The 18,096-nt window shown below is 69.9% G+C and carries 15 protein-coding genes; 4 read left to right on the top strand and 11 right to left on the bottom strand.

The genetic code is table 11. From position 1 onward, the window contains the following. Nucleotides 1-126 precede the first annotated feature (126 nt). Both ACFYW9_RS12025 and ACFYW9_RS12030 read right to left on the bottom strand, forming a co-directional pair. Entirely contained in the window at nt 127-462 is a 336-nt protein-coding gene (locus tag ACFYW9_RS12025) for a hypothetical protein (RefSeq protein ID WP_326786561.1), read from the bottom strand. Then, the gene (locus ACFYW9_RS12030) at nt 459-746 is read right to left on the bottom strand and encodes a hypothetical protein (RefSeq protein WP_389148079.1); all 288 of its coding nucleotides are present in this window, start codon (nt 744-746) and stop codon (nt 459-461) included. Before ACFYW9_RS12030 ends, ACFYW9_RS12025 begins: the two co-directional genes overlap by 4 nt. A gap of 182 nt (nt 747-928) precedes the next feature. On the opposite strand from ACFYW9_RS12030, the gene ACFYW9_RS12035 reads away from it, so the two are divergent. Further along, nucleotides 929-1,921 carry a helix-turn-helix transcriptional regulator gene (locus ACFYW9_RS12035; protein ID WP_351871431.1) on the top strand — a complete coding sequence of 331 codons (993 nt, stop codon included), beginning with the start codon at nt 929-931 and terminating at the stop codon, nt 1,919-1,921. A gap of 67 nt (nt 1,922-1,988) precedes the next feature. Here ACFYW9_RS12035 and ACFYW9_RS12040 read toward each other — a convergent pair whose 3' ends face one another. The 7 genes from ACFYW9_RS12040 to ACFYW9_RS12070 all read right to left on the bottom strand — a co-directional run bounded on the left by ACFYW9_RS12040 (nt 1,989) and on the right by ACFYW9_RS12070 (nt 11,000). Then, complete coding sequence (locus ACFYW9_RS12040) at nt 1,989-3,053, bottom strand: LuxR C-terminal-related transcriptional regulator (RefSeq protein ID WP_389148083.1); 1,065 nt, start codon at nt 3,051-3,053, stop codon at nt 1,989-1,991. 717 nt (nt 3,054-3,770) lie between these two features. Beyond that, nucleotides 3,771-4,853 (bottom strand): sugar ABC transporter substrate-binding protein, encoded by a 1,083-nt coding sequence (locus tag ACFYW9_RS12045; protein WP_389148086.1) that lies wholly within the window; start codon nt 4,851-4,853, stop codon nt 3,771-3,773. A gap of 702 nt (nt 4,854-5,555) precedes the next feature. Continuing rightward, entirely contained in the window at nt 5,556-6,008 is a 453-nt protein-coding gene (locus ACFYW9_RS12050; RefSeq protein ID WP_328670535.1) for a heat shock protein transcriptional repressor HspR, read from the bottom strand. 7 nt (nt 6,009-6,015) lie between these two features. Further along, nucleotides 6,016-7,203, bottom strand: a complete 1,188-nt coding sequence (gene dnaJ, locus ACFYW9_RS12055; protein WP_351871421.1) for a molecular chaperone DnaJ — start codon at nt 7,201-7,203, stop codon at nt 6,016-6,018. 33 nt (nt 7,204-7,236) lie between these two features. Then, on the bottom strand, nt 7,237-7,896 hold the full coding sequence (gene grpE / locus ACFYW9_RS12060; RefSeq protein WP_351871418.1) for a nucleotide exchange factor GrpE: 660 nt from the start codon (nt 7,894-7,896) through the stop codon (nt 7,237-7,239). Beyond that, nucleotides 7,893-9,737 (bottom strand): molecular chaperone DnaK, encoded by a 1,845-nt coding sequence (gene dnaK, locus ACFYW9_RS12065; protein WP_365878917.1) that lies wholly within the window; start codon nt 9,735-9,737, stop codon nt 7,893-7,895. The genes grpE and dnaK overlap by 4 nt, the downstream gene beginning before the upstream one ends. Before the next feature lie 147 nt (nt 9,738-9,884). After that, nucleotides 9,885-11,000, bottom strand: a complete 1,116-nt coding sequence (locus ACFYW9_RS12070; protein WP_389148093.1) for an undecaprenyl/decaprenyl-phosphate alpha-N-acetylglucosaminyl 1-phosphate transferase — start codon at nt 10,998-11,000, stop codon at nt 9,885-9,887. Between the two features lie 266 nt (nt 11,001-11,266). Between ACFYW9_RS12070 and ACFYW9_RS12075 the strand changes: the two genes are divergently transcribed. From ACFYW9_RS12075 to ACFYW9_RS12085, 3 genes are all read left to right on the top strand, one after another. Further along, entirely contained in the window at nt 11,267-13,543 is a 2,277-nt protein-coding gene (locus ACFYW9_RS12075; RefSeq protein WP_389148096.1) for a heterodisulfide reductase-related iron-sulfur binding cluster, read from the top strand. Between the two features lie 326 nt (nt 13,544-13,869). After that, nucleotides 13,870-15,363, top strand: coding sequence for an FG-GAP and VCBS repeat-containing protein (locus ACFYW9_RS12080; RefSeq protein WP_389148099.1), 1,494 nt, complete (start codon nt 13,870-13,872; stop codon nt 15,361-15,363). Between the two features lie 98 nt (nt 15,364-15,461). Then, nucleotides 15,462-16,511: a Yip1 family protein gene (locus tag ACFYW9_RS12085; RefSeq protein ID WP_389148102.1), complete on the top strand. Its 1,050-nt coding sequence runs from the start codon at nt 15,462-15,464 to the stop codon at nt 16,509-16,511. 116 nt (nt 16,512-16,627) lie between these two features. Here the strand turns inward: ACFYW9_RS12085 and ACFYW9_RS12090 are convergent, their stop codons facing one another. Beyond that, nucleotides 16,628-17,125, bottom strand: a complete 498-nt coding sequence (locus ACFYW9_RS12090) for a phosphoribosyltransferase (protein ID WP_351871400.1) — start codon at nt 17,123-17,125, stop codon at nt 16,628-16,630. Nucleotides 17,126-17,135: 10 nt separating this feature from the next. Next, nucleotides 17,136-17,711, bottom strand: a complete 576-nt coding sequence (dcd, locus tag ACFYW9_RS12095; RefSeq protein ID WP_326786575.1) for a dCTP deaminase — start codon at nt 17,709-17,711, stop codon at nt 17,136-17,138. Between the last annotated feature and the right edge of the window lie 385 nt (nt 17,712-18,096).

Below are 18,096 nucleotides of genomic sequence, written 5' to 3' on the forward strand. Positions count from 1 at the left end.
GGGCCCCCCCCCCCCCCCCCCCCGACCCCCCCCCCCCCCGCCCCCCCCCCCCCCCCGCCCCCCCCCCCCCCCCCCCCCGCTGCGGGGGGAAGTACCTGCGCGATCTACTACGACGGGGGAATCGCGTCAGGCACTGCGGGGGGTGGCTGCGATGGTCTCGATGTCCGGGACGTCCGGCCCGGTGAGCTGGTGGTCACGCTGGTCGAGGTTCACGAAGATCATGCCGTACCGGATGGCGCACCGGACGGGCTGCGGCGCCCCCCGAGGCCGCCGCAGACACCGGTAGGCCCGTACGTCCTCGTCGTCGTCGCGGGTGACGACGACGGGCTCTCCGAAGACGGTCACCATCAGCGAGTCGCCGCTGTACGGGATGGCGGTGACCAGGTCGATGAAGTGCCAGCCGGACCGGTAGGCGGTGGCCATCTCTCGGCGGAAGGAGCGGTCGTCGGGAGGAATGCTCATGCTTCTGCGCTCGCGGAGATGACCGTCCAGCCGCTGTCCCCCGGCACAGAGGCCTCGGCGGCGTTCCAGCCGCTGTCCGCCTCCACACTGGTCCAGCCACTGTCGCCCGAGAGCGCCGCGGCCTCGATGTCGGTCCAGCCGCTGTCCCCGGGGACCGCCTCGGCGGAGGTCCAGCCGCTGTCCGCCGGGGTCGCCTTCACGCTGGTCCAACCGCTGTCCAGGCCGGCCCGGATCCGGGCACCCCCGGCATCAAGACCCGAGGCTCCCAGGGAGCCGGACGCCACAGCGACAGAGAAGACTGCGGCAAGCACTGAACCAAGCAATCTCGCTCGCATAGTCGGCTTCGTCCTCACTTGATGGAATCTTCTCCCCCGTCGTCACAAGACGATGGCTCATTCAGGCACGTCAATGCCACAGCAGCGATGCATCATGTTCCTGCACGTTCAGGACCCTGGGGGGTGGAGATTTGCCCACAAACAACTCACAACCGACACATCCCCACGCTGTCACCACGTTGTGTGACGAAGGAACACGCCTTTACGCCAGTGCGTTGCACTCCGGCCGCATCACCCGGGTCGAAGTGGAAACGGCCCCTTGCCTCTTGGAGTTCGCGCTGCTTCATCCCGACCCCGACGACGAGAAGTGGCTGCGTCCCGTCCCTCCGTCGGTCGCGCTCGCCCAGCGCCTGCAGCCCCTGGAACGGGAGATCCAGGAACGCCGGCGGCTCGCGATCGAACTGACCGACTCCTTCGACCCGTTCATCGCGATCAGCACACAGAGCACCGCGAGTATCCACGCGATCACCGTCCTGGAGGGATTCGACCGGATCAACGCGGCGCTCAATTCGGCCACCGCCGAGTGCCAGACGGAGATGCTGACGATCCAGCCGGGCGGAGGCCGGCCCGCCGACGCCCTGATGCAGGCCCTGGAGCGCGACAGGCCGCTCACCGACCGGGGCGTGCGCATCCGCACGCTGTACCAGCACACCGCGCGGCACAGCCAGGGGACGCTCGCCTACGTGGAGCGCATATCCGGCGGCCGGATCCAGGTGCGCACCCTGGAGGAACTCATCGAGCGGCTGATCGTCTTCGACCGGACCGTCGCCTTCATCCCGGCCAGCGACGACCGGCGGGTCGCCCTCGAACTCCGCCACCCCGGACTCGTGCTGTACCTGAGCAAGGTCTTCGAGCAGCTCTGGCAGCGGGCGGTCCCGCTCACCGAGAACGTCCCGAACGATGTCGGCCCCAACGGCGTCACCGGCGTCCAGCGTTCCATCGCCAAACTGCTCATCGAGGGGCACGTGGACGAGGCCATCGCCCGCCGCCTGGGCATGAACGTCCGCACCTGCCGCGCCCACATCGCCAAGCTGGCCTCCGCCCTCGGCAGCGGGAGCCGGGCCCAACTCGGCTTCCTGATAGCGCAGTCGGGACTCCTGGACCAGCCCGAGGGAGGGGAGTGACCCCGCCGGCGCCAGATCGCCGGGCGCGCCCGGCCGGGCTCCGGAAGCCTCGCCCGGACCGCCGTCCTCAGCGGCCGGCCGGGGATCCGCGGTCGGACACGGCGGGCGCTCCCGACGCGGCCTCCGCGACGGGGACCGGCTCGAATCCGGGGGAACGCTGCGGCCCGTCGAGACCCGCCTGGGCGATCCGCACGCCCAGCTGCGTCCGGCTCGCCGCGCCCAGCGTCTCCGAGAGCCGGGCGATGTGCGCCCGGCAGGTCCGCACACTGATGCCCAGCCGCTCCGCGACGACCGCGTCCTGATGCCCCTCGGCGAGCAGCGCCGCGATGGACCGCTCCCGGTGGGTGATGCCCTCGATGCCCGTCGAGGGCATGGGTGAGGTCAGAGGGATCCCGAGGCGCCACAGCCGTTCGAAGACCGTCACCAGGTAGTCCACCAGCGCGGGGTGGCGCAGCTCCAGCGCGATCGTGCGGTCCGAGTTGGCGGGGATGAAGGCGACCGTGCGGTCGAACAGGATGAGCCGCTCCACGACCTCGTCGAGGGTACGGGCCTCGGCGGCGTCGCCCATCAACTCCATGTAGTTCAGGAGGCCTTGGCCGTGCCGGGCCACGTGGGTGTACAGATCGCGCATCCGCACCCCGCGCCGGCGCATCTCCAGCGCCCGGTGCAGTCCCTCGACGAGTTCGTCCTCGCGCCGGATGCCGCCCGGCTGCACGGTCAGGACCTCACGGGTGCACTCCTCGGTCGCCTTGTCCATGGCGGCATGGATCCGCGGCAGCCCGTCCAGGACCCGTATCGCCACCCCTTCGGCCGGCGCCCGCACCCGGCCGCCGAGGCCCGCGTACCACTCGAAGGCCGACACCGCGTCGCCCACCCGCGCCTGGCTCGCGCTGACTTCCTCGTACACGCCCCGCAGGAGCCGGGTCATGACCTCCTGGGGCGAGGTCGGCACCAGCCAGTCCATGTCGTCCGGGTCGGGGTGCAGCAGCGCCAGTTCCAGCAGGCACGGCACCGCCTCGGCGTCCTCGCGGGGCACCCGGCCCCGGCGCACGGCCCGGGAGTACACCCGGTCGCCCGCATCGCACAGCCGGTCAGCGCCGTGCGGATGCCTGTCCGTCCCGTGCCCGGCCATCTCCCACCCCTGGCTCCAGCTCCAACCCCTGGCGTGAGCCCCGCGTCAGGGCGTCCTCCGCAGCGCAACTATGCGCGGACGCGACCGGCATCGCAACAAGGCTGCGCGGGCGAGGAGCGTCCGTTCGCCCCTGCTCGTCCCCATAAATCCTGACCTCCGCCACTCCCCTTGCAACAAGCTGAAGGGCCGCCGCCCGGACCCCCGGACGCGTCCCGGAGCACGCTCCGGGACGCTTCGCCCGAATCCCCAACTCCGGCCACTTACGGGGGACTTGCGGCGAGCGCACCCGCCCGGCCGCAGCCGGTGACGGCGCTCCGCCCCAGGAACCGGAGGCCGCGCGGAAGCGGGCACCGCGACGAAAGTCCACCGGCCCCGCAGAGCGACCTGAACGGCACCCGCGGTGAGCGCGGGACGGTGGGCGCGGGGCGGTGGGCGCGGGGCGACGAGCGCGGGGCGACGAGCGCGGGACGATCACGCCGAAGGGGGCGTGCGGCCCCGGAGTGCGCCGCAGGGGCCCTGGGTGCGCCGGGGCGGCGGTGCGGGGCTCCGGAGCGGCGGGAGGCCGCGCAGCGCGCCCCTGAGGGCTTTCCGGGCCGGGGCGGTACGGGAACGGGAACGGCCCCGGCCGCGGGTGGGCGCCGTCGGCGCGCACCCGCGAGCGGGGCCGGAACCGTGCTCGCCGGCCGTCCCGGTTCCGGGACGGTCTGGCGGAGCGTCCTACTTGATGCCGAGCGAGCTGCAGAGCGCCTTGTAGGCCGCCGTGCAGATCTTGTCGACGGGGTAGATGCCGTCCTGGACGACCGTGTCCGCGATGTTCTCCTTGGTGAGGGCCACCACGGGCACGAGCTGGGACGGGACGTCCTTGTTCGTGGGGCTGCTGACCTTGTCGCGGGTGAGCGCGTCGAACTCGATCGTCCGTCCCTGGACCCGGGCGACGGCCATCTCGGCGGCGGCGTTGGCCTCCTGCGGGTACGACTTGTACACGCTCATGTACTGGTCGCCCTTGATGATCCGCTGCACGGCGATGAGCTCGGAGTCCTGACCGGTGACCGGCGGCACCTTGCTGACACCCGCGGCCTTGAAGACGTCGATGACCGCGCCCGCGATGCCGTCGTTGGCGGCGTAGACACCGGCGATGTTGCTCAGCCCCACGGCCTGGATGGACTTCTCCATGTTGGCCTTGGCGTTGACCGGGTTCCAGTCCTTGGTGTCGTACTCGCTGGCGACGATCACCTTGTCCTTGAGCTCGGACTCGGCGCCCTTCTTGAACTGCGCGGCGTTCGGGTCGGTCACCGAGCCGTTCATCATGATGATCTTCTTCGAGGCGGTGTCGGAGCCCAGCGCGGCGACCAGCGCCTTGCCCTGGGTCTCGCCGACCAGCTCGTTGTCGAAGGAGATGTACGCGTCGATCGGACCCTGCGCCAGGCGGTCGTAGGCGATGACCGGGATCCCGGCCTCCTTGGCCTTGCGCACGCCCTTCGCGATCGACACCGAGTCCACGGCGTCCACGAGGATGACGTCGACCTCGTCGTCGATCATCTGCTGCATCTGGCGGAGCTGCTTGGCGGCGTCCTGCTCAGCGTTCAGGTAGAGGACGTCACCCTTCTTCTCGGTGAGCTTCTGAACCTGCTCCCGGATGATCGGGTAGTCGAACTTCTCGTAACGGGTGTTCTCCTTCTCCGGAAGGAGCAGACCGACCGTGATGTCGTCGCCCTTCGTGGCGCTGGCCGTGCTGCCACTCCCACCGAAGTCGACCACGCCGCATCCGGCGAGGGTGAGGGCCGTGGCGGATGACGCCACGGCTATGACGGTACGGCGGAGGCCGGTGTTACGAGTCTTCACATCAGGTGCCTTCCGGGCGAGGTTGCAGCATTGCGACCCAGGTGGCTGAAAGCCAACGCGGCGATCACCTCAGCGTCAAGGAGTAACCACTTAACGAGATGGCAACGGCGTTTCGTGTTCCACAAGTGAACGCGACGGGAAAAGACTACGCCCATCCATCGACCGATCCCCTCAGCTTCACCTTCTGTCATTCACAAGGACATCCGACGTCCGTTCACAGGAGTCGCGGTCGCCGACGGTTTTTAACCGCCGTTGACGACCGGTCAGACTCGAAGGAACACATGGACAAGGGCACTCCCACGCGAGGCGCCCCCACCTCGGCCCCCGCGCCCACCCCCACGAGCGGACCACTCGGCGCGGCCCACGCGGCCGCCCCCATAGTGACCAAGCGCACACCGCCGCTTCATTGACGGCATTTCACCGCGAACACCTCTTATCGCCGCCCCCTCGCGCTCGACGAAAGGGGCAGCCCGAGCCCCCACTATCGGGCTTATATGGACGACATGCGCAAAACAGACCTCAGGGGGAACATTTCAGCCACTCGGTCAAAAACGGTCAACCTCACCGCTCCGGCCGGAAAACGCGGGCGCGCGAAAGGGCCCGGAGGTGATGACCTCCGGGCCCTTCACGTTCGTCCGGTACCGCCCGGGCGACCGGGTTCTAGTCGGCCGCCCGCTTGGGACGCCACACCACCAGCGCGCTGGTCTGCTGGACCTCCTGGTACGGGACCAGGTCACGCCGGTAGGAGGCGTGTACGGCGGCCTCGCGCTGCTGCATGGCGGCCGCGGCGCCGTCGAGGGCCGACTCCAGCTCCGCGACACGGGACTGGAGCGCGGCCACCTGGTTCTCCAGCTCGATGATGCGCTTGATGCCGGCGAGGTTGATGCCCTCGTCCTGCGACAACTGCTGGACGGTGCGCAGCAGCTCGATGTCGCGGGCCGAGTAACGGCGGCCCCGGCCGGCCGTGCGGTCGGGAGAGACCAGACCGAGCCGGTCGTACTGACGCAGGGTCTGCGGGTGCAGTCCGGAGAGCTGGGCCGCCACCGAGATGACGTAGACCGGGGTCTCCTCGGTCAGTTCATAGGGGTTGCGTCGACGACCGGTCGTGTCCATGGCTCCGTCATGCTCCCTTCGCGACCTGGAACAGCTCCGCCCGCGGATCCTCACCCGCGGTCGCCTCGCGATACGCCTCGAGCGCGTCACGAGCCTTGTCGGACAGGTCCTGGGGGACCGCCACCTCGACGGTGACCAGGAGGTCGCCCCGGGTGCCGTCCTTGCGGACCGCACCCCTGCCCCGGGCGCGCATGGTCCGTCCGTTGGGCGTGCCCGGCGGCAGCTTCAGGGTCACCGGGGGGCCGCCCAGCGTCGGGACCTTCACCTCGCCGCCCAGTGCCGCCTCCGCGAAGGTGACGGGCACGGTGACGGTGAGGTTGTCGTCCTTGCGGCCGAAGACCGGGTGGGCGTCCACATGGACGGTGACGTACAGGTCACCGGCCGGGCCGCCCCGCTCGCCCGGCGCGCCCTTGCCCCGCAGCCGGATCCGCTGGTTGTCGCTGACCCCCGCGGGAATGCGGACCTGCATCGTGCGGGACGACTTGGCCCGCCCGCTGCCCGCGCACTCCATGCAGGGGTGCTCCGCGATCAGGCCGCGGCCCTTGCAGTCCGGGCAGGGGTCCGTGAGCGAGAACCCGCCGCCCGAACCCCGCGCCACCTGGCCGGTGCCGACGCAGGTCGGGCACACGCGCGGTGTGCCGTTCTTGTCGCCGGTTCCCGAACAGGCCTTGCAGGGTGCCTGCGAGGTCATGCGCAGCGGAACGGTCGCGCCGTCCACCGCCTCCGTGAAGGAGAGCGTGACCTCGGTGTCGATGTCCTGGCCGCGCCTGGGCTGCGTACGCGTGCCCGTGGCGGGGCCGCCGCGGTTGAACAGGCCCCCGAAGACGTCACCTATGCCGCCGCCGAAGCCGCCGGCTCCTCCCGCTCCCTGGCCCTGGGCACCGCCTCCGAAGAGGTCGCCCAGGTCGAAGTTGAAGTTGCCGCCGCCCGCGCCGGGACCCGGCCGGAAGCCACCGCTGCCGAAGAGGGCGCGTGCCTCGTCGTACTCCTTGCGCTTCTTGGGGTCGCCGAGCACGTCGTTCGCCTCGGAGATCTCCTTGAAGCGCTCCTCGGCCTTGACGTTGCCCTTGTTGGCGTCCGGGTGGAACTCGCGGGCGAGCTTCCGGTACGCCTTCTTGATCTCGGCCTCGGTGGCGTCCTTGGGGACGCCGAGGACCTTGTAGAAGTCCTTCTCGATGAAGTCCTTGGTGCTCATCCCCGACGTCCCTCCTTCCTCGTCCGTTCAAGCTCAGCCCTCGTCCGGGCCACCGCTCTCCTTGTCCTCAGCCGACTCGGCCTGATCCTCGGCCTTGACCGGCTGCGCCCCGGGCTGCGGCTCGGCGACGGCCACCCGCGCGGGGCGGATGGTGCGTTCGCCGAAGCGATACCCCGGCTGCAGAATCGCCACGCACGTCGTCTCCGTGACGTCCGGCGCGTACGAGTGCATCAGTGCCTCGTGGATCGTCGGGTCGAAGGGCTCGCCCTCCTTGCCGAACTGCTGGAGCCCCATCTTCGCCGCGACGGTCTCCAGCGATTCGGCGACGGACTTGAATCCGCCGACGAGCTCGCCGTGGTCCCGCGCGCGGCCGATGTCGTCGAGCACGGGCAGGAGTTCGGTCAGGAGGCTCGCCACGGCGACCTCCCTGACCGCGATCCGGTCGCGCTCGACACGGCGGCGGTAGTTCTGGAACTCGGCCTGGAGCCGCTGGAGGTCCGCGGTGCGCTCGGTCACTGCCATGCGCGCCTGGTCCAGCTGGGCCGTCAGGCCGGTCAACTGTGCTGCTGCGTCCCCGTCCGGGGCCGCCGCCCCCTCCGCAGAGGGGGTGGCGGACTGCGGCTCGGCGTCGTCAGAGGTGGCGCCGGAAGGGACGTCGGGCTGCTCTTCGAAGCCCGGGGTCTCCTCCGTCACGCGGCACCGTCCCGGCGGTCCTCGTCGACGATCTCGGCGTCGACGACGTCGTCGTCGGCCTTCGGGGCCTCGGCGCCGTGGGCGTCGCCGCCCGCGGCCTGGGAAGCCTGGGCGTCGGCGTACATGGCCTGGCCGAGCTTCTGCGAGACCGCGGCGACCTTCTCCGTGGCGGTGCGGATCTCGGCGCTGTCCTCGCCCTTGAGCGCGGCCTTCAGCTCCTCGACGGAGGCCTCGACCTCGGTCTTGATCTCGCCGGGGACCTTGTCCTCGTTGTCCTTGAGGAACTTCTCGGTCTGGTAGACGAGCTGCTCGCCCTGGTTGCGGGTCTCGGCGGCCTCGCGGCGGGCGTGGTCCTCGTCCGCGTACTTCTCGGCCTCCTGGCGCATGCGGTCGACCTCGTCCCTCGGCAGCGAGGAGCCGCCGGTGACGGTCATCTTCTGCTCCTTGCCCGTGCCGAGGTCCTTCGCGGTCACGTGCATGATGCCGTTGGCGTCGATGTCGAAGGCGACCTCGATCTGCGGGACACCGCGCGGGGCCGGCGGCAGACCGGTCAGCTCGAACATGCCGAGCTTCTTGTTGTACGCCGCGATCTCGCGCTCGCCCTGGTAGACCTGGATCTGGACGGACGGCTGGTTGTCCTCGGCCGTCGTGAAGATCTCGGAGCGCTTGGTCGGGATCGTGGTGTTGCGCTCGATGAGCTTGGTCATGATCCCTCCCTTGGTCTCGATACCGAGGGACAGCGGGGTCACGTCGAGGAGCAGGACGTCCTTGACCTCACCCTTGAGGACACCGGCCTGGAGGGCGGCGCCGATGGCGACGACCTCGTCCGGGTTCACACCCTTGTTGGCCTCGTTGCCGCCGGTCAGCTCCTTGACGAGCTCGGCGACGGCGGGCATACGGGTGGAGCCACCGACGAGAACGACGTGGTCGATCTCGGACAGCTGGATGCCGGCGTCCTTGATGACGTTGTGGAACGGCGTCTTGCAGCGCTCCAGGAGGTCGGCGGTCAGCTGCTGGAACTGGGCGCGCGTGAGCTTCTCGTCCAGGTGCAGCGGGCCCTCGGCGGAAGCCGTGATGTAGGGCAGGTTGATCGAGGTCTCGGTGGACGAGGACAGCTCGATCTTGGCCTTCTCGGCGGCCTCGCGCAGACGCTGGAGCGCCATCTTGTCCTTGGCGAGGTCCACACCGTGACCGGAGCGGAACTGCTGCACCAGGTAGTCGACGACGCGCTGGTCCCAGTCGTCACCACCGAGGTGGTTGTCACCGTTGGTGGCCTTCACCTCGACGACGCCGTCGCCGATCTCCAGGAGGGACACGTCGAAGGTGCCGCCACCGAGGTCGAAGACGAGGATCGTCTGGTCGTCCTTGTCGAGGCCGTACGCCAGGGCGGCGGCGGTCGGCTCGTTGACGATACGAAGGACGTTGAGACCGGCGATCTCACCGGCTTCCTTCGTCGCCTGACGCTCGGAGTCGTTGAAGTACGCGGGGACGGTGATGACCGCGTCGGCCACCTTCTCACCCAGGTACGCCTCGGCGTCGCGCTTCAGCTTCTGCAGGATGAAGGCGCTCATCTGCTGCGGGTTGAAGCTCTTGCCGTCGAGCTCGATCTTCCAGTCCGTGCCCATGTGGCGCTTCACCGAACGGATGGTCCGGTCCACGTTCGTGACCGCCTGGCGCTTGGCGACCTCGCCGACGAGCACCTCGCCGTTCTTCGCGAAGGCGACGACGGACGGCGTGGTCCTGGCGCCTTCGGCGTTGGTGATGACGGTGGGCTCGCCGCCTTCGAGAACGCTGACGACGGAGTTAGTCGTGCCCAGGTCGATGCCGACCGCACGTGCCATTTCAATTCCTCCAGCAATGACTTGAGTGGAACGGACTCAAGTGTGCACGACGTCCGCCTCTCGGTCAACAGACCTGAGTCATGGGGGCTCAACTCTTATCCGCTCCTTACACGCATGGAGCCTCTGAACTGCGGTTTTCTCGTAGAGTCAGTGCACCTTTACTGCACCCGTAGCCTCCGGACGGGGGCGCCCCGGACGCCTCAGCGGCCTCGGGACGGGGCGCCCGGGGGCGGGAATCGCATGCGGACGGGCACGGCGCGGGCGGACCCCGGGACGTACGGCGCCCACGACCGCGACAGCGGCCACCGCGCCCGCCACCCACCAGGCGGCCCCCGCCCCCAGCCATCCGAGGTCGATGCACAGCCCCACGAGCGCAGCCGCGAACGCCGCGAGACCCGTCACGACCATGACCCCCTGACGGGTGAGCCCCGCCTGCCGCAGCCGGTGCACCAGATGGTCCGGCGCCGGTCGCAGCAGCGGCCGCCCCGCCCGCCGCCGCGACACCAGGACGAGGACGGCGTCCGCGCCGGCCACGGCCGTCAGCGCGAAGGCGGCGCCGAGGCCGGTCCCGGCGGGCCGCTCCGCGTGCACCGGCACGACCGCCGCGGCCAGGACGAAGCCGGTGAACAGTGACCCGCACCGCCCCGGCGCGATCCTGGCGGGCGGCCATCCGTGCATCAGGAAGCCGGTGAGGGCGGCGGCCAGCACGCTGAGCAGCGCCGCGAGCCCGTCCATGAGTTCGGCGGCCGCGCACGCGCCGAGGGCGAACGCCGTGATGACGCCGACCGTCCCCATCACCCCGTCGGCGTGGTCCAGCGAACGGAAGCCCTGCGTGACGAGGACGATCCAGCCCACCGCCAGCACTCCGGCCGGCACACCGAGTTCGTCGTAGGGGACGGTCAGCGCGGCGGCGACGGCGACGCCCGCCCCGCACACCACCGGGGGCACGGGCAGCAGATCGGCGGCCAGGCCGAGCAGGGCGACCGCGATCCCGGCGACCAGCAGCCGACCGGCCTCCGGCCCGAGCGGGGCGGCACCGGTCCAGTCCCCGGCCCAGCCGACGAGCGCCGTCACGCCGGCCACGGCGACCCCGCCGAGGAGCGGAACCGGCCTCCCTCTTCCGGGGGCCCGCGGTTTCGCCCGGCGCGCGGGAAGTCCCCTCCCTCCGTCCGGGCCGAGGCGCAGGGAGAACGACCGCAGCAGCGCGGTGAGCGTGGCGGTCAGGAGCAGAGCGGCGGTGGCGGCCGTGATTCCATACAGCACGTCGCCAATTTAGGGGTAATTGTCACAGTATTGGGTGAATAACACGATCGGGTTTACGTGTCCTGCCGACCCCGGGCGAAGCACACCTCGTGCCCGCGTCCCGGGCGCCCACTCAGGCTTCCCTCAGCGACGCAGATCACCGCACCTCTGACTACAGTGCGGCGGAGGAAGTGGGTAGTCTCAGACGGACTACATAAGTTACCGCTTAGTAATCACCTTCGAGGTCACCCTCGAAGCAACACCTCGCAGGCCCGAGGAGCCCCCGAATGCAACTCGCCGCGATCATTGTGTCGCTGGTCCTGACCGTGGTCGGCGTTGCGCTGCTCGCACGCGCCATCGGTCAGTTCGTCCGGTACTTCAAGCTGGGCCAGCCGGTCCCGGCCGGTACCCGGACCGACAACCCCTACGCGCGCAGCGTGACGCTGGTCAAGGAGTTCCTCGGCCACACACGGATGAACCGCTGGGGCATCGTGGGCTTCGCCCACTGGTTCGTGGCGATCGGCTTCCTGACTCTGCCGCCGACCCTCGCCCAGGCCTTCGGCCAGCTCTTCCAGGCCGACTGGACGCTGCCGGTCATCGGCGGCTTCCTGCCGTTCGAGCTGTACATCGAGTTCATCGGCGTGATGACGATCCTCGGCATCGCCGTGCTCATCGTGATCCGCCTGCTGAGCCTGCCGTCCCGCCCGGGCCGCAAGTCCCGCTTCGCGGGTTCCAAGGCCGGCCAGGCGTACTTCGTCGAGTACGTCATCCTCACCATCGGCCTCGCCATCTACGTGCTGCGCGGTCTCGAAGGCGCCATCCACCACGTGGAGCACTACGAGGCCGCGTACTTCGCCTCGTACCCGCTGGTCCTGGCCTTCAAGGGACTCGGCGTCACCACCCTGCAGAACCTGATCTACCTCACCGCCATGGTGAAGATCAGCACCTCGTTCATCTGGATGATCGTGGTCTCGCTCAACACCAACATGGGCGTGGCCTGGCACCGCTTCCTGGCGTTCCCGAACATCTGGTTCAAGCGCGAGGCGACCGGCGGGACCGCCCTCGGCGGCCTCCAGCCGATGACCTCCGGCGGCAAGGCCATCGACTTCACCGACCCCGGTGAGGACGACGTCTTCGGCGTCTCCCAGGTCGAGCAGTTCTCCTGGAAGGGCCTGCTCGACTTCTCCACCTGCACCGAGTGCGGCCGCTGCCAGTCGCAGTGCCCCGCCTGGAACACCGGCAAGCCGCTCTCCCCCAAGCTCCTCATCATGTCGCTGCGCGACCACGCGCACGCCAAGGCCCCGTACCTGCTGGCCGGCGGCGGCAAGAACATGGAGGGCGAGGAGAAGGCGTCCGAGGAGCAGCTCAAGGACGTCCCCGCGGCCGCCCTCGCCGAGGCCGAGCGCCCCCTCATCGGCACCGCCGAGGAGAACGGCGTCATCGACCCGGACGTCCTGTGGTCCTGCACCACCTGCGGCGCCTGCGTCGAGCAGTGCCCGGTCGACATCGAGCACATCGACCACATCGTCGACATGCGCCGCTACCAGGTGATGATCGAGAGCGCGTTCCCGTCCGAGGCGGGCACGATGCTCAAGAACCTGGAGAAGAAGGGCAACCCCTGGGGTCTGGCCAAGAAGCAGCGCCTCGAGTGGACCAAGGAGGTCGACTTCGAGATCCCCGTCGTCGGCCGCGACATCGAAGACCTCAGCGAGGTCGAGTACCTGTACTGGGTCGGCTGCGCCGGCGCCCTGGAGGACCGGGCCAAGAAGACCACGAAGGCCTTCGCGGAGCTCCTGCACATGGCGGGCGTCAAGTTCGCGATCATGGGCGGCGACGAGAAGTGCACCGGTGACTCCGCCCGCCGCCTCGGCAACGAGCCCCTGTTCCAGGAGCTCGGCATGGAGAACGTCGCGGCGCTGAACATGGCCTTCGGCGAGGACGACGAGGACGAGTCCACCAAGAAGCCGCGGACGGCGAAGAAGATCGTCGCCACCTGCCCGCACTGCCTCAACACGATCGGCAACGAGTACCCGCAGCTCGGCGGTGACTACGAGGTCATCCACCACACCCAGCTGCTCCAGCACCTCATCGACGAGGGCAAGCTGCTGCCGGTGACCCCGGTCGAGGGTCTGATCACGTACCACGACCCGTGCTACCTGGGCCGGCACAACAAGGTCTACACGCCCCCGCGCGAGATCATGTCCGCCGTCCCGGGCCTGCGCCAGCAGGAGATGCACCGCCACAAGGAGCGCGGCTTCTGCTGCGGCGCCGGCGGCGCGCGGATGTGGATGGAGGAGCGGATCGGCAAGCGCATCAACAACGAGCGTGTCGACGAGGCTCTGTCGCTGAACCCCGACATCGTCTCCACCGCCTGCCCGTTCTGCCTCGTCATGCTGACCGACTCGGTCAACGGCAAGAAGAACGAGGGCAAGGCCAAGGAGTCCGTCACCGTCGTCGACGTCGCCCAGCTCCTGCTCGAATCCGTCAAGACGCCGGTCGAGGAAGAGCCGCCGGCGGGCGCGGCCGAGTCGGAGAGCGAGCCGGAGCCGGAGCCGGTGAAGTGACCGTCCCCGTCCGGCCCGGCGGTCCCGTACGACCGTCCGGCGACACGCATGTCTGACCCAGCCGCCTGACCCGGCCGTCAGGCACAGCCGACCGGCCCGGCCCGGATCGGTACGACCGGCACCCCCGTGCTCCGCGGAGCACGGGGGTGCCGTCGTGTCCGCGGAGACGACCGAACTCACGTACAACCCTTGAGGCCCGTCAGCGGTCTCCTGTTCGCCGATCAGTCAGTGAACTGCCGTGCAACTCCAGGCAAATACAGACGCTCGGCTCCCTATCGACAGGGGACGTGCGCCCAGCGTCCCCGCATGCCGCAGGAGAATCCCGCATGCACATGCGTCACCCGCACCACGTGCGTCTCGCCCTCGCGACGGCGACGGCCGCCGCTCTGACGGGCGGTCTTCTGACCTTCTCGGCCGCGACCGCGTCCGCCGCGGACTCCACCACGGTCCCGCAGGCCGACTTCAACGGCGACGGCAAGGGCGATGTGGCCTTCTCGGCCCACGGCGCCTACGTCAGCGGCCACGCGGGCGCCGGCCAGATCGTCGCCCTCTACGGCACGGCCACCGGCGTCTCGTCCGCCAAGCGCAGCACGATCAGCCAGAACACCACCGGTGTCCCCGGCTCCGCCGAGGCCGGCGACGCCTTCGGCGCCGAGACGGCGTACGCGGACTTCAACGACGACGGGTACGACGACCTCGCCGTCGCCTCCCCCTCGGAGAAGGTCGGCACCGACACCGACGGCGGCGGCCTGGCCATCCTGTGGGGCTCCGCGAGCGGCCTCACCGGCAAGGGCGTCGACGTCCCGGACCCGGCCCCCTCCTCGCACGACTACTGGGGCAAGGACCTGGCCGCCGGTGACTTCGACGGCGACGGCAGGGCGGACCTCGCCGTCGGCAGCTCCGCGAGCACGATCTACGTCTACAAGGGCGGCTTCACCACGGCCGGCACCCCCGGCGCCCGTACGACGATCAAGCCCCCGATCCAGTCGGGCACCAACGACCAGCCCTACGGCCCGCTCAGCCTGACCGCGGGCGACGTGAACGGCGACGGCAGGACCGACCTGATCGTCGACGGCTTCGAGACGGACTCCGACTACGGCTGGAACACGAACTACTACGTACCCGGCACGGCGAGCGGTCTCAGCGTGGCGTCCGCCAAGGCCCTCAAGCCCGGCATCGTCACCGGCGTCGGCGACATCAACGGCGACGGCTTCGGCGACATCGTCAGCGGCGCCGGCTGGGACTCCGCCCTGGAGGACGGCACCCCCGTCCCGGACTCCGCCAACGGCGGCAAGGTGAACATCACCTACGGCTCGGCGTCCGGCCCGGCCGGCACGACCGGGGTCACCCAGAACAGCGGCAGCGTCCCGGGCACCTCGGAGAAGGGCGACGGCTTCGGCTGGGACCTGGACATGGGCGACGTCAACGGCGACGGCTACCAGGACCTGGTCGTCTCGGCCCCGAACGAGGACATCGACGGCGTCACCAACACCGGCATGGTCACCGTCCTGTACGGCTCCGCGGCCGGCATCGACGTCTCCTCCGGCACCCAGGCCTTCGCGCAGAGCACGGCGGGCGTCCCCGGCAACGACGAGAAGGGCGACCTGTTCGGCGCGGACGTCAAGCTCGACGACGTCACCGGCGACGGCAGGGCCGACCTGATCGTCGGCTCGTACGAGAACGCCGCCAACGGCGCGGTCACCTACCTGCCCTCCAGCGGCGGCAAGATCACCACGACCGGCTCCCGTACCGTCTCGCCGAGCACGTCGGGCGTCTCGACGTCGGGCACCCCGCAGTTCGGCGCCGTCTTCGCCGACTGACCGCCGCCGAGGGGCCGGCCGTCCCCGGACGGCCCCTCCACGTGGCGTTCCGTCGAACGGACCTCCCGTAGGGGACCCGCCCGCGGCGCCCTTAGGGGATGTCACAGCTCGGACCCAATGCCGGGCCCGTTGCCCCGGCTCCGGCACGCCGCTCTCCGGGACCAGGTACGTTCGATGACGTGGCTGGATTCAGGATCGGACGCGGGGGCCGGGACAACCGTGCCCCGCAAGGGCGACCGCAACAACAACCGTCGTACGGACAGTCCTCCCAGGGACGTGGACAGCAGTCCCCCCAGGGAGGCGGGCAGCAGCCGTACGGCTATCCGCCCGCGCCATCGCAGCCGCAGTACGGGGGACAGCAGCCGTACGGCGGACAGCAGGGCGGCCAGCCCTACCGCGGTGGACAGCAGGGCGGCTGGCCCCAGGGCGGCGGACACGCCGGCGGGCACGGCGAGCCGGAGTACTTCGGCGACGGTCACCCGCAGCAGGGCCCGGACCCGTACGCCGCGAACAGCCCCGGCCATACGCAGGCCTTCTCGATCGGCGAGGACCCCTACAACCAGGGGGACGTCTACCGGGCGGGCCAGGCGGCCGCTCCACCGGTCGGCCCCCGGCTGCACTGGAAGGACCTGCTCAAGGGCATAGTGACGGCCCCCAACCAGACCTTCCTCCAGATGCGCGACTACGCGATGTGGGCCCCGGCCCTGATCGTGACGTTCCTCTACGGCCTGCTGGCGGTCTTCGGCTTCGACGGCGCCCGCGAGGACGCCATCAACGCGACCCTCTCCAACGCCGTCCCGATCGTCCTGACGACCGCTGTCGCCCTCGTGCTCAGCACGTTCGTCCTGGGCGTGGTCACCCACACCCTGGCCCGCCAGCTCGGCGGCGACGGTGCCTGGCAGCCCACGGTCGGCCTCTCCATGCTGATCATGTCCATCACGGACACCCCGCGGCTGCTCCTCGCCATGTTCCTCGGCGGCGACGCGTCCTTCGTCAAGCTCCTCGGCTGGATCACCTGGGTCGCAGCGGGCGCCCTGCTGACCCTGATGGTCGGCAAGTCCCACGACCTCCCGTGGCCGAAGGCCCTCGCCGCGTCCTCCATCCAGCTGATCGCCATCCTGTCGATCATCAAGCTCGGCACGTTCTGACGCCGGTGGGGGCGGCACACGCCCCCGCCCGGACACGACGAAGAGGGATCCCCGGCACACCGCCGGGGGTCCCTCTTCACGTCATGACCGCGAACCGTCGTGGCCGCGCGTCGCGCCTACGCGTCGAGCACCTGGCCGGACCGCCGGACGACGGGGGGCTCGGAGCTCCACGGGAAGTTGATCCACTCGTCCGTCCGCTTCCAGACGTACTCGCACTTCACGAGCGACTGGGTCTTCTCGTAGATCACGGCGCTGCGGACCTCGGCGACCTCGCCCACGCAGAAGTCGTGCACGAGCTTGAGCGTCTTGCCCGTGTCGGCGACGTCGTCGGTGATCAGGACCTTCTTGTCGGAGAAGTCGATCGCGTTGGGGACGGGGGCCAGCATGACCGGCATCTCCAGCGTCGTCCCCACCCCGGTGTAGAACTCCACGTTGACCAGGTGGATGTTCTTGCAGTCGAGGGCGTAGGCGAGCCCGCCCGCGACGAAGACGCCGCCCCGGGCGATGGAGAGCACGATGTCCGGCTCGTACCCGTCGTCCGCGATGGTCCGGGCGAGTTCGCGTACGGCGACGCCGAACCCTTCGTAGGTGAGGTTCTCGCGCACAGCAGACATGGGTATCGCCTCAGACCTGGGTGCGGTGGAAGTTCAGGAAGGACCGCGAGGCCGTCGGCCCGCGCTGGCCCTGGTACCGGGAGCCGTACCGGTCGCTGCCGTACGCGAACTCGGCCGGCGAGCTGAGCCGGAACATGCACAGCTGCCCGATCTTCATCCCCGGCCACAGCTTGATCGGCAGGGTCGCGAGGTTGGACAGCTCGAGGGTGACGTGTCCGGAGAACCCGGGGTCGATGAACCCGGCGGTGGAGTGGGTGACCAGCCCCAGCCGTCCCAGCGAGCTCTTGCCCTCCAGCCGTGACGCGAGGTCGTCGGGCAGCGAGATGACCTCGTACGTACTGGCGAGGACGAACTCCCCGGGGTGGAGGATGAACGGCTCGTCACCCTCGGGCTCGACGAGCCGCGTGAGGTCCGCCTGCTCGACCGAGGGGTCGATGTGGGGGTAGCGGTGGTTCTCGAACACCCGGAAGTAGCGGTCGAGGCGCACGTCGATGCTCGACGGCTGCACCATGGATTCGTCGTAGGGATCGATCCGGACCCGCCCGGCGTCGATCTCGGCCCGGATGTCCTTGTCTGAGAGAAGCACGTCCTGAGGATACGCAAGGCGGGCGGAGCCACCACAATCGTGACGGCCCCGCGCGCCCGTACTAGCGCTCCGACACTGTCTTCTCCAAGGCCACCGGCACCACACTGCGGAGCCGGGCACACCGTGGACACCGGAGCAGCCGGCCGGGGCCGAGGCGCTCGGCCTGCTGCATCGGGAACGAAGCGGTGCTGAACACGTGCCCCTCGGCACAACGGACGACGGTGCGCTCCATCAAGTCCCAGAGTCCCTTCCCCAAGAACCGCGTCGGGCTGATGCCCTGACAACGAAATCCACATTACGGGATGAAAGGGATGGCTCTCCAGGCGGCACTCCGACCCCGCCTGGACCCGCTTCAACGTCCCCACCGTACGCCCCAACTCCCGTC

It is taken from the genome of Streptomyces sp. NPDC002698, from assembly GCF_042888945.1.
Classification (GTDB): domain Bacteria; phylum Actinomycetota; class Actinomycetes; order Streptomycetales; family Streptomycetaceae; genus Streptomyces.

Excerpts from the sequence above, each read along its gene's own strand:
- dnaK (WP_365878917.1), bottom strand. The coding sequence starts at position 9,737 with ATGGCACGTGCGGTCGGCATCGACCTGGGCACGACTAACTCCGTCGTC.
- dnaJ (WP_351871421.1), bottom strand. The coding sequence starts at position 7,203 with ATGAGCACCAAGGACTTCATCGAGAAGGACTTCTACAAGGTCCTCGGC.
- ACFYW9_RS12050 (WP_328670535.1), bottom strand. The coding sequence starts at position 6,008 with ATGGACACGACCGGTCGTCGACGCAACCCCTATGAACTGACCGAGGAG.
- ACFYW9_RS12040 (WP_389148083.1), bottom strand. The coding sequence starts at position 3,053 with ATGGCCGGGCACGGGACGGACAGGCATCCGCACGGCGCTGACCGGCTG.
- ACFYW9_RS12025 (WP_326786561.1), bottom strand. The coding sequence starts at position 462 with ATGAGCATTCCTCCCGACGACCGCTCCTTCCGCCGAGAGATGGCCACC.
- ACFYW9_RS12075 (WP_389148096.1), top strand. The coding sequence starts at position 11,267 with ATGCAACTCGCCGCGATCATTGTGTCGCTGGTCCTGACCGTGGTCGGC.
- ACFYW9_RS12080 (WP_389148099.1), top strand. The coding sequence starts at position 13,870 with ATGCACATGCGTCACCCGCACCACGTGCGTCTCGCCCTCGCGACGGCG.
- ACFYW9_RS12090 (WP_351871400.1), bottom strand. The coding sequence starts at position 17,125 with ATGTCTGCTGTGCGCGAGAACCTCACCTACGAAGGGTTCGGCGTCGCC.
- ACFYW9_RS12085 (WP_389148102.1), top strand. The coding sequence starts at position 15,462 with ATGTCACAGCTCGGACCCAATGCCGGGCCCGTTGCCCCGGCTCCGGCA.